Here is a 15,412-nt window from a genome sequence, read left to right on the forward strand (position 1 = left end):
TTTGGGGGACCCGCAATGCGACTGTCGCTCTTGACGCCCGAATACCCACCCGGCGAAAAGCTCGGCGGTATCGCCACCCACACCCACACGATGGCGCGCGGGCTGGCGCGGTTGGGCCATGCCGTCCAGGTGGTGACCCCGTGGAAGGCCGGCGGCCTGCCGGCCGGCACCACCATCGAGGACGGCGTGACGGTGAACCGCGTCGATCCGGGGCCGCGCCTGCATGCGGTCGTGGACCGCTTCCGGACGAACCGCCGGCTGGCCGACGCCGTCCGCGCCTTCCGTCCCGATGTGGTCCATGCCGCCGAGTTCGATGCCGACGCCTGGTGGCTGACCTGCTTCAGCACCATTCCCGTGGTGACGCGGCTGGCGACGCCGACCGGGCTGGTGATGGACACCAACACGCAGCCCTGGGTGCCGCACACGCACCTGCTGAACGCGCTCGAACGCGACCAGACCAAGCGCAGCGCGGCGATCTACGCCTCCACCCGCGCCATCGCCCGGCGGGTGGCCGATTACTGGCGCATCCCGCCGGAGCTGATCCAGGTCATCCCCAACAGCATCGACCTCGCCGCGGTGGCGGCGAACCGGACGGCCGAGCCGCCGATGCCGCTGCCGAAGCGCTTCATCGCCTTCTTCGGCCGGCTGGAGGGGCGCAAGGGCATCGCCACGCTGGGCCGCGCCATTCCCGGCGTTCTGGCCGCCAACCCCGACCTGCACCTGATGATGATCGGCGGCGAGGACCCCGCGAGCGCCGCGATCATCGACCAGTTCCGCCGCGACGTCGCACCGGTCGCCGACCGCGTCCATTTCACCGGTGCCCTGCCGCGCAACGATGCGCTGGCCGTGGTGGCGCGGGCGGAAATGGCGGTCGTCCCCTCCCTGTGGGAAAGCTTCGGCTTCGTGGTGGTGGAGGCGATGGCGCTGGGCGTGCCGGTGGTCGCCAGCGACTGCGGCGGCTTCCCGGAGATCATCGAGCATGGCCGCACCGGCTGGCTGGTCCCGCCGGGGGAGGCGGAGCCGCTGCGCGACATGCTGATCGCCCGGCTGGCCGACCCCGACGGGCTGAGGGCCGCCGCCGTGGCGGGGCTGGAGCATGCGAAGAGCTTCGACGTCGACACGGTCGCCGCCCAGGTCGCCGCCCTGCTGGAGAATGCCAAGGCGGAGCGGTCGCAGGCCGCCGGATCCGGCATCTACAACAACGGCTACCGCCGCCATTTCCGCCCCGACCACCCGACGACCCCCTTCTACCGCATCTATGACGAGAAGCGGCGCGCCGTGGCGGCGGAGCTGGAGCGGCTGCCGCGGATGCGCATCCTCGACGTCGGCGGCGGCTATGGCCGCATCACCGGTCCCTTCGCCGGCCGTCACGACGTGACGCTGGTCGACATCTCGCACGAGATGCTGGCGGAGGCGAAGGAGCGTTTCCCGGCCCTGACCGTCCAGCAGGCCGACGCCCGCAAGCTGCCTTTCGCCGACGACAGCTTCGACATCGTCATCGCCATGGACCTGCTCTGCCACCTGCCCGACCTTGAAGCCGGCGTGCGCGAGCTGCAGCGGGTGGTCAAGCCCGGCGGACGGATCGTCTGCGACACCACCAACGCCAACCCGCTGTGGGTGATCGCCTATCCCCGCTACTACCGCTGGCGGCCCGACCGGCTGCTGGCGACCATGCGCTGCCATGGCGTCCTGCCGGAATGGAAGGCGCTGGTCCGTCACCACTGGGCGCCGGAGATGCGCAAGGCCATCGCCGCCACCGGCCTGACCCTGCAGAAGACCGATCATTTCGGACCGCCGGGGGTGGCGAAATGGCACCTGTGGTGGTGCCGGCGCGGCGGCAAGGGCACGGAGGGGCACGCATCGTGACCAAACCGCCCCTGCTCCTTTACCTTGCTCATGGCGCCGACCCGCACCGCGTCGCCATCGCCCCGGTGCTGGCCGCCGCGGCGGAACGCGCCGGCTGGGCCTTCGACCTTTATTACGACGGGCGGCGCAGCGGTCGCCATTTCGGCGGCTGGGAGGACGGCAACCGCACCGAGGCGACCGGCACCGGCAGCCTGATGGCCGGCGGCCGGCACCTGGACCATGCGCTGTGGCTGACCACCCGCTACCGCGTCGTGGCGCTGGGCGATCCGGCCTCCCCGCTGTGGCCGGTGGTGGAGGCGGGGGGCGAGTGCGCCCTGCGCAGCACCGACCCGGCCGCGCTCTATGAGGCCGCCTTCCGCCTGCTGGAGCAGCCGATCCCGGCGGAGGTCGCGGTGCTGGACATGGCGCCGCAGACCCCGCTCGGCATCGTCGCCGCACCGTTTCTCTATCCGCTGCTGATGGCGAAGCCCTGCCTCGGCATCGATGTCGGCGCCGATGCCGGGCTGCGGCAGCGGCTGGAGGCGCTGGGCGCCCGCCATTTCACCGGCCATTGCGTCGATCCGGTGCGGGCGCGCCACTTCCCCGGCGGCCTCGACGCGGTCGAAGGCCGGGTGGCGGGGGAAAGCTATGCCAGCTTCAGCGCCGCGCTGGCCCATCGCAATGCCGGCTGGGGCCGCGGAACGTTCCTGGGCGATCCCGATCTGATCGCGGCGCAGCTGCCGCTGGCGGCGGCCAAACGCCTGCTGCCGCTCTACGGCCGGCCACAGACCGATGTGATCGAGCGCGCCGCCGACCTGATCCGCAACGGGGCGGACCCGGTCTATGGCCGGCAGTTCGACGACCACGACTTCTTCGCCCTTGGCCGCCTGGGCCGCGGGCTGCAGATCGTCGATCCCGATCCGCCCTTCGCCAGCACGGCCGACGTGCCGCTGCGCATCGCGGAGCCGCCGCGCCCCTTCACCGATTACGAGCCGGACGACGCCACCCTGCGCCGCTGGGCGGCGGAGGGGCGGGTGCTGACCACGCTGGTGCTGTGGTCCGGCATGATCCGCGAACTGCACTGCATCCCGCGCATCCTCGATCTGGTGGCGGCGACCGGCCTGCGTTGCGGGCTGGTGGTCACCGTCGACAGCCTGACCCAGTCCAGCCCCGCCGACCTTGCGCTGCTGTCGGTGCCGGAGGAGCGTGGCGGCGTGCTGGGCCGGGTGGAGCTTCTGCTGGGCAGCACCGGCCGCGGCGTCTGCGCCGAAGGCGAGATGCCCAGCATCGAGCTTGCCCGCCTGCTGACCGACGCCCGTGCGGAGATGGCGACCATGCTGCCGCCGGGGCTGATGCCACGCGGCTGGTGGCCGCTGGTCGACTCGCCCCTCGTGCCGGGCCGCACCCCGCGCCTGCATTGGGAGGAGGGCCGGCCCGTCCTGCGCATCTCACCCCGTCCGCGCCCGTCGGAAACCCCGGCCGCCAGCGTGGAGGCCACGACGGAGGGCACCCCCCGCAAGGCGCCGACGCGGGCCGGGGCTCCGGCCATGGACGCCCGGCGCATGATCGGCAATGCGTTGCGCCGCTACCGGCTTGACCGCTTCTACGAGGCGTGGCGGCCCTATGACAGCGCCCGCCCCGGCCCCCTGCGGCGGGACGTCGCCGCCGCCGTCCGCTCAGCCGGCTTCGATTACATGTGGACCAAGGCTTCCTTCGGCCCGGCGGAGCCGGCGCTGGTCGACGGGGAGTTCGTGGCCCTGCCCTTCACCGCCGGCGACTGGGACGGCTGGTCGCCCTTCTACACCATCCGCAACACCGCCCAGGTGCGGGCGGCCGAACGCCGGCTGACCCGCGGCGGGCGGCCGGGATGGCTGGCGTCCAACATCGATTCCATCCTGTGGATGCTGCCGGGCGAGGTGCTCGAGAAGGGGCGCGCCCTTTTCCAGGTTGCCCGGCTGGTCGCCGGCGGCGGCGGGAGCGGAGCGCTGGTCAACGTCACGCCCAACACAGTCGCCCGCTACGCCCGCATCCTGGCGGAGGCGAAGACCGGACGGGGCATCCCCACAAGCCCGGAGTCGCCGGCCGAGACCCGCAGCGACCCGGCGCCGGACGCTCCCTCCTCCCACCGCCAGCCCACCCGTGACCCGGCAGAGGTCGCCTGAACCAATACGGCCGCATCGCACCTCCACGCACCGATTGTCGAGATGAAGGAGTTCAGCCCATGGACGCACCGGAACACCGATTGCCGCCAGGCACGGCCGGTATCCCCTCCGGCTTTGTCGCACCGCCGGTCGGAACGGGCGCCGACAAGGTCAATGTAGGCCGGCTGGTACAGACGCTGTGGCGCCAGAAATGGCTGATCCTTGGGCTGACCGCTGTCCTGTGGCTGCCCGCGGTGATGCTGATCAACTCGATGACGCCGCTCTACAGCGCCTCCTCCGTCGTGGTGATCGATCCTCATCCGAACCGGGTCATCAATATTCCCTCTGTCTCGGAGCCGATGGGGATCTATCTCGACACCGTGAACACCGAGGTCGAGATCCTGAGGTCCCGCGACCTCGCCCTCCGTGTGGTGGAGATGCTGAATCTCGGGCAGGAGCCGGAATACGCTGCGACGATCGCCAAGCCTGGCCTTCTGACCCCTCTGTGGGAGGAAGGCCGCGCCCTGCTGACGGACGTGGCGGCCGTTCTTCCCGAACCGCTGCCCGCCCTGCTGACGCCGCCGCCGCGCCCGGCCGCTCCGACCGGCAGCGTGGAGGAGAAGGAAACCGCCCGCCTGATCGCCGCCTTCCAGAAGAACCTGCGCATCAGCCCCGGCGTGCAGTCGCGCGCCATCCGCATCACGGTCGAGGCCAAGGACCCGCAGTTGGCCGCCCGCGCCGCCAATGCCGTTGCGGACGCCTACATCGCCATCCAGGTGGATGCGAAGCGCAAAGCCACCCAGAACGCCAGCGACTGGCTGCAGAGCCGGATGGACGAACTGCGCCAGGACATGACCGCCACCGGACGTGCAGCCGTCGAGGCGATGCGCTCAGAAACCGGCATGGCCAAGGGCCGCGATGCTCCGCTGCTGAACGAGGAGATGTCGGCGCTGAACGCCCAGCTGACGGAGGCGCGCACCGCCCTGGCCAACGCCCAGGGCCGGCTGCGCCAGCTGCAGTCGGTGCAGCCCGGCAACCCGGAATCGCTGACCGGCGCCGACATCGGCGGCGATCCGCTGATCACCGGCCTGCGCCAGCGTCAGACTGCGCTGAGCGCCCAACTGGCGGAACTGCGCGCCCAGTATGGCGACCGTCACCCGGCGCTGGCCCGGCCCACTGCGGAGCTGCGCGAACTCAATGCCGTTCTGGCTACCGAGGTGGATCGGGTCGTCCGCAGCCTGCGGGGCGAGGTGGAACAGCAGGTCGCCAAGATCCAGAATCTGTCCCGCCGGCTTGAGACCCTGCGCACGGAATCCTTCGACAACCTGCAGGCGGACGTGAAGCTGCGCGAACTTCAGCGGCAGGCCGACGCGTCCGACGACAACTATCGCCGCGCCGTCACCCGCCTGAAGGAGACCCAGGTGCTCCAGGCCCTGGAGATGACGCCCGACGTGCGGATCGTGTCCACCGCGGACGTTCCCATGGGACCGGTCGGGCCGGGCAAGACCGTGCTGGCGGCGTTGGCCGCGGTGGTCTGCGGCGCCATCGCCACCGGCATCGCGCTGGTGCGGACCGCCAGCCAGCGTGGCGTCTACAGCTCCCATCAGGTGGAGGCGGTTCTGGGCCTTCCGGCGGTGGGCATCGTGCCGCTGCTGGGCCGGGTCAAGCGGTCCGCCCGCTCCGACGCCAACGGCGATCCCTATTCCAACACCGGCGGCGGCGAATTCGCCGAGGCGGTCTGGCGGCTTTGCGCCCGCCTGCATCTGGTCCGCACGGGTGCCGAACCGGCCACCGTCAAGGGCGGCGAGGTGGTGATGCTGACCTCGTCGGTCGCGGGCGAGGGCAAGACGACGCTGGCGGTGGCGCTGTCCGCCTTCCTGGCCGACACCGGCCGCCGGGTCGTCATCGTCGATTGCGACACCCGCCGCCCCGCCGTGCACCGGCTTCTCGGCGGCACCCGGCCGCCGAAGGGGCTGACCGACCTGCTGGAAGGCGATGCGACGCTGGATCAGGTGGTGCAGATCGACGACCGCCGCCGGGTCGCGGTGATCACCGCCGGCCGGCCGGTCGACCGCCCGCAGATCCTGTTCGGCTCCAAGGCCATGCTGTCGCTGCTGGTCGAGCTGTCCGAACGCTATGACGTCGTCGTCCTGGACACGCCGCCGGTGCTGTCGGTTTCGGACGCGCTGATCCTGGCGCCGCTGGCCGACCGCGTCCTCTATGTCGTGCGCTGGGCGCGCACCGCCACCAGCCTAGCCGGCGCCGGCATCAAGCAGGTGCGGCAGGTCGGCGGGCGGATCGGCGGCGCGGTGCTGTCGATGGTCAACGCCCGCGACCACGCGAACCTGGAATACGGCGCCCGTCCGCCCAGCGGCCGTTCCTACCGCCTGCGCCGCATCGCCTGAGCCTGAAAAGCCCTCGGCCGAAGTCGAAGGCCTGCCCCTTGCCGGAGGACCCACAATGAAAGTCGCGATCGTCCATTACTGGCTCGTCGGGATGCGCGGGGGGGAGAAGGTTATCGAAGCCCTGTGCGAGCTGTATCCGGAGGCCGACGTCTTCACCCACGTCTACCGGCCGGAACGCATCTCCCCGATCATCCGCAGCCACCGGGTCACCACGACCTTCATCGACCGGCTGCCGATGGCCCACAGGATGTATCAGAAATACCTGCCGCTGATGCCGCTGGCGCTGGAGCAACTCGACCTCAGCGCCTACGACCTCGTCATCAGCAGCGAATCCGGGCCGGCGAAGGGGGTCCTGACCCGGCCGGATGCGCTGCACGTCTGCTACTGCCACACGCCGATGCGCTATGTGTGGAGCGGCTATCACGATTACCTGCACTCGGCCGGGCCGATGATCCGGCCACTGATGCCCTATGCCATCCACCGGTTGCGGCAATGGGATCTGGCGACGGCGGCGAGGGTCGACCGTTTCATCGCCAATTCGGAGACGGTGGCGAAGCGCATCTGGCGGGTCTACCGACGCGACTCCACCGTCATCAACCCGCCGGTGGAAACCCGGCGCTTCGCCACCGCGGAGCCGCCCGGTGATCATTACCTGTTCGTCAGTCAGCTGGTCTCCTACAAGCGCGCCGACGTGGCGATCGAAGCCTTCAACCGCATGGGCCGCAAGCTGGTCGTCGTCGGCGAGGGCGAGGAGTACCGCCGCCTGAAGCAGATGGCCGGGCCGACGGTGGAACTGCTGGGCCATTGTTCCGCCGAGGAGCTGGACCGGCAATATGCCGCCTGCCGCGCCCTGATCTTCACCGCCAACGAGGATTTCGGCATCGTTCCGGTGGAGGCGATGGCCGCCGGCCGGCCGGTGATCGCCTTGAACCGTGGCGGCGCGACCGAGACGGTGAGGGATGGGATGTCCGGCCTGTTCTTCGACCAGCAGACGCCGGAGGCGCTGATCGAGGCGGTGCAGCGCTTCGAGGCGCAGGAGCGCCGCTTCAACCCCACCGTCATCCAGGCCTATGCCGCCCGCTTCGACCGTTCCGTCTTCAAGGCGCGGCTGCGCGAGACCATCGACAGCTGGGTGAACGGCGAGGAACCGGCCCTGGCCCCGGCACGGGCCGCCGCCAACGACGCCCGCGGGCGGGAGCTGGCTCCGGCATGAGCATCACCAAGACTCCCACCGGCATGCCCCGCCCCGCACCCCATGTCCCGATCGATCCCCATGCCGTGGAGAGGCTGGGCGTCACCGTGATCGTCCCGACCTATCGCCGGCCGGACCAGCTGGCCGGCTGCCTGGACGGTCTGGTCCGGCAGACGCTGGCGCCGGTCCAGGTGGTCGTCACCGTGCGCGACACCGATCCCGAGTCCGCCGAGGTTGCCCGGCGCTATGCCTCCGCCCTGCCGGTCGAGGTCGCCGGCATCGACGTGCCGGGGCAGGTGGCGGCGATCAACCGCGGCATGGACCACGCCCGCGGCGACATCGTCGCCATCACCGACGACGACGCCGTTCCCCATCCCGACTGGGTGGAGCGGATCGAGGCGTGGTATCGCGCCGATCCTCGCATCGGCGGCGTCGGCGGCCGCGACCATGTCTATCACGGCACCGTGCCTGAAACCGGGGAAGCCCGGGTCGTCGGCCGGCTGCAATGGTTCGGCAGGGTCATCGGCAACCATCATCTCGGCGTCGGCCCGGCCCGGGATGTCGACGTGCTGAAAGGCGCCAACTGGAGCTTCCGCCGCGCGGCGATCACCGGCCAGCGGCTGAACACCCGGCTGCGCGGCAGCGGCGCCCAGGTCCGCAACGAGGTGGATTTCTGCCTGCGTCTGTCCCGCCAGGGCTGGCGGCTGGTCTATGACCCGCTGGTGGCGGTCGACCACTTCCCCGCCGTGCGTTTCGACATCGACCAGCGCGGCGCGAACCACTTCCACCCGCTGGCGCAGGAGAACGCGACCTTCAACGACACGCTGGCCCTGATGGCCCATTTCGGCCCGGCCAACCGCGTCGCCTTCGCCGCCTGGGCCATGCTGGTGGGGACCTGCGAATTTCCCGGACTGGTGCAATGGGCGCGGCTGGCGCTGCGCGGCGACCGCCATGCCGGGGCGAAGCTGCGCGCCACCTTGCGCGGCCGGCTGGAGGGAATGCGCGACTGGCGGGAGACGGCGGCATGACCTTCGCCACCACCGGCTTCGAGCATGACCATCACGGCATGGGCCATCACGCCACCGGCGGCCTGCCGTCCCTGAATAGGTTGGCGGCGCCGGTCTTCTGGTTCCTGGTGGCGGTCCCGGTGCTGATGGGCAGGGCCGGCGTGCTGGAGATCGTCTTCCCGGTGGGGGCGATCGCCGTCGGTGCGCTGCTGGTGACGCGAGACCCGGCCCGGTTCGCCGCCTTCACATGGTGGCTGTGGTTCCTGACGCCGGAGGTGCGCCGGCTGGTCGATTACCAATCGGGCTGGAGCGTCATCAGCCCGATCATGGTGACGCCCTTCGCCGTCGGCGCCATGACCGGGCTGGTGATCGCGCAATATCTGCCGATGCTGCGCTATCGCGCCTATTTCGGTTTCCTGCCGGTGATGCTGGGCATCTCCTACGCCTACTTCAATGGAATCTCCCAGGCGGGTGTGGCGGCTGCGACCTTCGCACTGCTGAACTGGGTGGTGCCGGTCATTCTGGGGCTCTATGTCGCCCTGCACTGGCCGATCTACCCGCAGATGCGCGACGCGGTGCTGCGCGCCTTCGTTCTGGGGCTGGCGCTGGTCGGCGGCTATGGCCTGATCCAGTATTTCGTCATGCCGGCCTGGGATGCGCGATGGCTCATCAATGTCGGGATGACGAACCAGGGCATGCCGCTGCCGATGCAGGTGCGGGTGTTCAGCACACTGAACTCCTCCGGCCCGCTGGCCTTCCTGCTGGTCACCGGGCTGGCCCTGCTGCCGGCGGCGCGCGGCATCCTGGTTCCGGTCGCCGGCGCACTGGCGCTCGGATCGCTGCTGCTCAGTCTGGTGCGCGCGGCCTGGCTGGCCGGTCTGTTCACCTTCGCGTGGCTGTTGCTGACCATGCCCGGCCGCCACCGGATGCGCCTGATCGCGGTCGGTGTCGGTCTTGTCCTGTGCTCCCTGCCGCTGCTGAGCGTGCCGAGGGTCAATCAGGCGATCGTCTCCCGCTTCGACACGCTGAATTCGATGGAGAACGACCGCAGCTATCAGGAGCGCCAGGAGTTCTACGGCCGTTTCCTGATCCAGGCGCTGACCGAGGTGCGCGGCGCCGGGCTCGGCACCGTCGACACGGCGACCAAGCTGACCAACGAGGACGGACAGCTCGGCGCCATGGCCTATTTCGACAGCGGCATCCTGCGCGTGCCCTACGAGCTGGGTTGGCCCGGCACGCTGGGCTATGTCGCGGGCCTGATCGTGCTGACGGCAGGAATGCTGCGCCGGGGCGGTGCACCGCCCGACCCGTTCGCCCGCTGCGCCGAAACGGCGGCGCTGACGATCCTCGCCTGCATGGTGTTCGAGCACACGCTGGTGAAGGTCACCGGCGTCGGCTTCTGGTTCTTCCTGGGCATGGCGATGGCGGCCAAGAATTACGGGCTCGCCAGTCTGCAGAGCGCCGCCCCGGCGACCGTCCCCTCCCATCACTTCCAAGAGGACAAGCAATGGACGGAAGCCTGATCCTGCCCGGCGCGCTGCCGGGGGAGATGCGGGAGGCCAGCGTGCTTCAGCTTGGGCTGGGCTGGTTCCCGGAGACCCATGGCGGGGCGGAGAACATGTTCTACAACCTCGCCCGTCACCTGCCTCAGCAGGGTATCTCGTTGTCCGGGCTGGTGCTGGGCACCGTTTCCGAGACGCTGGACAATGGCGCCCGCATCGACAGCTTCGCACCGCCGACCGCCTCGCTACCGCGCCGGGTGGCGGCGGCGCGGACCGCCATCGCCGAGACACTGCGCCGGCAGGCGCCCGACCTCGTCGCCTCGCATTTCGCGCTGAACACGGTGGGCGCCCTGCCCTCCCTGCGCAACCGGCCGCTGGTCGTCCATTTCCACGGCCCCTGGGCGCTGGAAAGCGCCGCCGAGGGCGCCGGCCCGCTGGCGGTGCGGCTGAAGTTCATGGTGGAGCGGCTGGTCTATCGCCGCGCCGCGCGCTTCGTCGTCCTGTCCCAGTCCTTCGCCACCATCCTGGCCGAGCGCTACGGCGTGCAGCCGGAACGCATCCACCGGGTGCCGGGCGGGGTCGATGCCGAGCGCTACGACCTTCCCGACAGCCGCCATCAGGCGCGCGCCCGCCTGGGCTGGCCGCAGGGGCGCCCCATCCTGCTGACGGTGCGCCGGCTGGTGAAGCGCATGGGGCTGACCGCGCTGGTCGATGCCATGGTGGAATTGCGCCGCCGGGTGCCCGACGTGCTTCTGGTGGTCGCCGGACGCGGGCCGGAGGCGGCGGCGCTTCAGGACCGCATCGGCGCGCTGGGGCTGGAGGAGCATGTCCGGCTGCTGGGCTTCGTTCCCGACGCGCATCTTCCCCTCGCCTATCGCGCCGCCGACCTGTGCGTGATGCCGTCGCAGGCGCTGGAGGGCTTCGGCCTGACCGCGCTGGAATCTCTGGCGGCCGGCACGCCGGTGATGGTCACGCCGGTCGGCGGCCTGCCCGAGGTGGTGGAGGGGCTGGACGGCGACCTCGTGCTCTCGGGGATCGACGCACGCTCCATCGGCATCGGCCTTGCGGAAGCGCTGACCGGCGTCCGCCGGCTGCCCGACGCCGACGCCTGCCGGGCGCTGGTGCGCAGCCGCTTCGACTGGCCGGTCATCGCCGCCCGCACCGCCGCCGTCTATCGCGGCGCCCTGCAATGAGCATCCTGCGATGAGCACCATCGTCATCCTCTGCGACCATGCCCACCCCAGCGGCGGACTGGCGAAGGTTGCCATCGCCGGCGCCGTCGGGTTGGCCCGGCGCGGACACCGGGTCCATTTCTTCACCGCCGTCCCGCCCATCGACCCCGCCCTGCTTTCCGATGGAATCACCGTCCACTGCCTGGAGCAGCCCGACCTGAAGGGCAATGCCGACCGCGTGCAGGCGGCGCTCCGCGGCATCTGGAACCGGGAGGCCGCGCGCACGCTGGAAAGCCTGCTCGGCCGTTGCCCAGCCAACGACACGCTGGTCCATATCCATGGCTGGGCCAAGGCGCTGTCGCCCAGCGTCTTCCCGGTCTGCCGGAAATCCGGCCTGCCGGTGCTGCTGACCCTGCACGACTATTTCCCGCTCTGTCCCAACGGTGCCTTCTTCGTCTTTCCCGAGGGCGTCAACTGCCCGCACCGGGCGCTGTCCACCGGCTGCCTCGCCACCGACTGCGATGCCCGCGCCCGGCACCACAAATGGTGGCGCGCCGCCCGCCATGCGGCGGGGGCGCTGGCCGGCGGCTTCACCGGCGGCATGGCGCTGGTGACGCTCAGCGACCGGCAGCGCGCGGTGATCGCCCCTCATCTGCCGCCCGGCACCATCACGCTCCCCGTCCCCAACCCGGTTGAAGTTGAGGACCGCGGCCCCGCTCCGGTCGCCGGCAACCGCCCGGTGCTGTTCGTCGGCCGCCTGTCGCGCGAGAAGGGGGCCGCTCTGCTGGCCAAGGCGGCGGCACAGGCCGGCAGCCCGGTGCGCTTCGTCGGCGATGGCGACGAGGCGGATGCTGTGCGCCGGCTGAACCCCAATGCGGAGCTTGCCGGCTGGCTGCCGCCCGACGCCGTGCTGGAAGAGGTGCGGCGGGCGCGGGCGCTGGTGGTCCCGTCGCTGTGGTACGAGACGTTCGGGCTCGCCGCCTTTGAGGCGCTGGCGAACGGCGTTCCCGTCGTCGTCAGCGACAATTGCGCGGCGGCGGAGGCGGTGCTGCCGGGGGAGAACGGGTTCCTGTTCCGCAGCGGCGACGCCGCCGACCTCGCCCGCTGCCTCCGGCTGCTGTCCCACGACGCGGAGGTGGAGCGGATGGGCCGCAACGCCCATGAGCGATACTGGCGCGCGCCCTTCACGCTGGACCGCCATCTCGACCGGCTGGAGGAGGTCTATCGCAGCGCCGTCAGCGGCCGGCTCCATCATCCGGCGCGGGCTTGCGCGCCATGAGCGGCGGCGCAGGCTGCCGCATCGGCAGACGCGCGCTGCTGGGCGCCGCCCTTGCCTTGCCTGCAGTCGCCCAGGCCGCCCAGGACAAGCCCTTGCGCCCGGTACCGGACCCGCCGCCGAGAAGCGGCCCAGCCCTGTCGATCAGAGAGCGCGGCGCCATAGGCGACGGGCGCAGCCATCCTTTGTCGGAGCGCTACAAGAGCCTGGAGGCGGCACGGCGCGTTCATCCGCATGTCCGCTCCCTCGCCCAGGAATGCGATTGGGCGGCTCTGCAGGGCGCTGTCCTGGAACTGGCGCGCAGCGGACAGGGCGGGACGGTGCTGGTGCCGCCCGGCGATTACCGGCTGGATGGCGAGATCGTCCTGCCCAACCTCGACCGCTACGATGACGCCTTCAACGAGGTGGAGATCGTCGGCGCCGGCATGCGCGCCTCGCTGCTGTCCTGGCCGGAGGATCTGGGGCCGGGCCGCTTCGCCATCCGGGCCGGCAGCCGGCAAGGGGTGCGCGACGACAACAAGGGCTATCAGCGCAGCCGCATCGCGAACATCAGCCTGCGCGGGCCGAAACCCGGCAACCGGCCGGGCGATCCGCCGCCGGGCATGGACGGGCTGGCGCTGACCTCCCGCTTCCTGCTGGAGCGGGTCGGGGTGTTCGGCTTCCGCGCCGGGGTGGATGTCTGGCGCGACCATTCCTCGCTGATCTCCTGTCAGCTGACCAAGAACCACATCGGTGCCTATTGGTCGGCGGGGACCGACAGTTTCGGCGATCATCTGTTCCTCGACACCGATCTCGCCGGCAACACGCTGGCCTCCATCGCCGTGGCGCCGGAGAACGGCATCGACCATTCCAGCTTCATCTCCTGCCATTTCGGCTTCTCGCCCTACGCGTTCCTGGCGGAGGACGGGCGGGCGACGCGGACCTTCCTGTCCAACAACAAGTTCCTGGACTGCGCCTTCGAGGCCTGCGGCAACGGCTGGATCCAAGGGCCGATGGCGGAGATGTACGGCAATGTCCTGATCGGCTGCAGCGGATCGCTGCTGCCCGCCTATCGCCTGCCCAAACGGCCGGTCACCGGCCTGATCGTGGTGCGGGCGCTGGAGCGCAACCAGTTCACCGGCGGCAGCGCCAGCTTCGGCGACGGCACCAACGACCGCGCCGCCGACATCGAGACCGCGGCCATCGTCGCCGCTTCCGCCGTCGGCAACCGGTTCGACGATGCGGAGCGGCTGATCCGCCTCGGCCGCGACGGCGTCGCCCCGGCTCTCGCCGTTTCCGGCACCTGCCGCGCCAACCGGTTCGAGGCGCTGGACTGCTCCGGCGAGTTCCGCAAGGTCGGGGCCGGCGGGGTCGATGCCGGCAATCTGGTGCAGCGCGACTACGACCGGGTGCGCCGGCTGGAGCCGGACCGCCCGGCCGACGGGGTGGCCTTGACCACGGCTGCCGCCGGCGGCATCGTTCCCGTCGCTACTGCCGGAACCGTGTCGGTCGGCAAGACCCGCGCCGCTGTCCGCATGGGCACCGTCCTGCGCCCCGGCAGCGGCACCCCCCAGCGGGCCGATCCCACCCCCGGATCGGCAGCCCCGGTCGGCATCGCGGCGGCGGATGCGGCGGCGGGAACCGACAGCGTGGTCATGGAACTGCGGTTGGAATTGCGGTAAGGGCGGCCGGTCAGGACGCCGACCCGGCCAACAGCCGCCGCCTGTCGACCGCCCGATCCGCCGGGCCTCGCTCCTCCAACAGATCGGCATACTGCCCCGCCGTCACCGACCAGTCCTGGCTCTCCGCGATGTGGCGGCCCTGCTCGCCCATGCGGCGGCGCAATGTCGGGTCCGCGGCAAGGCTGTGCATCGCCCGCACCAGTTCGGCATGGTCGTCCGGGTCGTCCAACAGGATGGCGGCCCCGTCCTCCAGCAGACGGCCGGCGCCGGCAAGCCGGGTGGTGACGACCGGCAGGCCGCTGGCCGCCGCCTCCAGCAGGACAAGACCGAAGGGTTCGTAGCGGGTCGGGAAGACGAACAGGTCGGCCGCCCGCATCAGTGCCGCCACGTCGCGCCGGTGGCCGAGGAAGCGGACCCGATCCTCCACCCCCAGTTCCCGCGCCATCGCCGGAAACGGGCCGCCGCGCTCGTCGCCGACCACCGCCAGCGCCAGATTCGGCACCTCGGCCAGCGCGCGCAGCACCCCATCCAAATTCTTGCGGTCGCTGCGGGCGTCGCCGACGAACAGCGCCACCGGCCGACCCGGCTGCAGGCCGAACAGCGCCTGATCGGATGTGCCCGGATGAAACTCCCGGACATCGACACCATTGTCGATCACCCGCAGCCGGGCAGGCTCCACACCGTCCCGGCGCAGTTCGTCCGCAACGGTCCGTGAGACGGCCACCAGCCGGCCGGCGCGGCGGAAGCTCCAGCGCTCGAACCCGACATTCAGCAGGGTGTAGAGCGCCCGATAGAGCGACAGCGGCGAGGCACCCTTGCGGATCGGATGGGTGGCTGACCGCATCCAGGCGGAGTGGACGAAATGCACGGCATTCACATCCGACCGTGCCCAACTGACGAAGCCGTTCACCACCACCCTGTCCAATCCGGCCTGTCGTTCCCGCGCCAAGGCCCGGCTCGCCCGCCAGGCGAACAACTGGTCCTTCGCCAATTGCGTCGGCACGCCGCCGCCGCTGACCGGCACCCAGCGCAAGCGCGGATGACGTGCCAACTCCTCCGCCAATTCCGACGCGATGGCGACGACCTCATGACCGCGGCGGAGCAGTTCGTCGACCACGACTGCGTTCACGCGCCCCTGTCCGTCATGCCGGACAATCTTTTGCGTCACGACGGCGATGCGCAGGGAAGCGGTGCGCATAAGGCGATCTCCT

General features: G+C 70.8%; 10 protein-coding genes. 9 read left to right on the top strand and 1 reads right to left on the bottom strand.

Annotated elements, in window-relative coordinates; all coding sequences use genetic code 11:
• Window positions 1–15: 15 nt before the first annotated feature.
• Genes PWS46_RS23160 through PWS46_RS23200 form a run of 9 tightly spaced genes read left to right on the top strand, consistent with a single transcriptional unit; the run spans window position 16 to window position 14,201 of the window.
• A complete protein-coding gene (locus tag PWS46_RS23160) occupies window positions 16–1,866 on the top strand; it encodes a glycosyltransferase (protein ID WP_434623211.1) in 1,851 nt (616 codons plus the stop codon).
• Window positions 1,863–4,007 carry a hypothetical protein gene (locus tag PWS46_RS23165; RefSeq protein ID WP_434623212.1) on the top strand — a complete coding sequence of 715 codons (2,145 nt, stop codon included), beginning with the start codon at window positions 1,863–1,865 and terminating at the stop codon, window positions 4,005–4,007. The genes PWS46_RS23160 and PWS46_RS23165 overlap by 4 nt, the downstream gene beginning before the upstream one ends.
• 59 nt (window positions 4,008–4,066) lie before the next feature.
• The gene (locus PWS46_RS23170) at window positions 4,067–6,391 is read left to right on the top strand and encodes a GumC family protein (RefSeq protein ID WP_434623213.1); all 2,325 of its coding nucleotides are present in this window, start codon (window positions 4,067–4,069) and stop codon (window positions 6,389–6,391) included.
• Between the two features lie 55 nt (window positions 6,392–6,446).
• Entirely contained in the window at window positions 6,447–7,604 is a 1,158-nt protein-coding gene (locus PWS46_RS23175) for a glycosyltransferase (protein WP_434623215.1), read from the top strand.
• Window positions 7,601–8,611, top strand: a complete 1,011-nt coding sequence (locus PWS46_RS23180; RefSeq protein ID WP_434623216.1) for a glycosyltransferase family 2 protein — start codon at window positions 7,601–7,603, stop codon at window positions 8,609–8,611. The genes PWS46_RS23175 and PWS46_RS23180 overlap by 4 nt, the downstream gene beginning before the upstream one ends.
• Window positions 8,608–10,113, top strand: coding sequence for an O-antigen ligase family protein (locus PWS46_RS23185; protein ID WP_434623217.1), 1,506 nt, complete (start codon window positions 8,608–8,610; stop codon window positions 10,111–10,113). Before PWS46_RS23180 ends, PWS46_RS23185 begins: the two co-directional genes overlap by 4 nt.
• Complete coding sequence (locus PWS46_RS23190) at window positions 10,098–11,285, top strand: glycosyltransferase family 4 protein (protein ID WP_434623219.1); 1,188 nt, start codon at window positions 10,098–10,100, stop codon at window positions 11,283–11,285. Before PWS46_RS23185 ends, PWS46_RS23190 begins: the two co-directional genes overlap by 16 nt.
• 10 nt (window positions 11,286–11,295) lie before the next feature.
• Window positions 11,296–12,543: a glycosyltransferase family 4 protein gene (locus tag PWS46_RS23195; protein WP_434623220.1), complete on the top strand. Its 1,248-nt coding sequence runs from the start codon at window positions 11,296–11,298 to the stop codon at window positions 12,541–12,543.
• Window positions 12,540–14,201, top strand: a complete 1,662-nt coding sequence (locus PWS46_RS23200; RefSeq protein ID WP_434623221.1) for a DUF2190 family protein — start codon at window positions 12,540–12,542, stop codon at window positions 14,199–14,201. The genes PWS46_RS23195 and PWS46_RS23200 overlap by 4 nt, the downstream gene beginning before the upstream one ends.
• A 10-nt stretch (window positions 14,202–14,211) precedes the next feature.
• Here PWS46_RS23200 and PWS46_RS23205 read toward each other — a convergent pair whose 3' ends face one another.
• Window positions 14,212–15,399, bottom strand: coding sequence for a glycosyltransferase family 4 protein (locus tag PWS46_RS23205; protein WP_434623222.1), 1,188 nt, complete (start codon window positions 15,397–15,399; stop codon window positions 14,212–14,214).
• Between the last annotated feature and the right edge of the window lie 13 nt (window positions 15,400–15,412).

Origin of the sequence: Azospirillum sp. B2RO_4 (assembly GCF_051124815.1) — a bacterium.
In the GTDB taxonomy this organism is placed as follows: domain Bacteria; phylum Pseudomonadota; class Alphaproteobacteria; order Azospirillales; family Azospirillaceae; genus Azospirillum.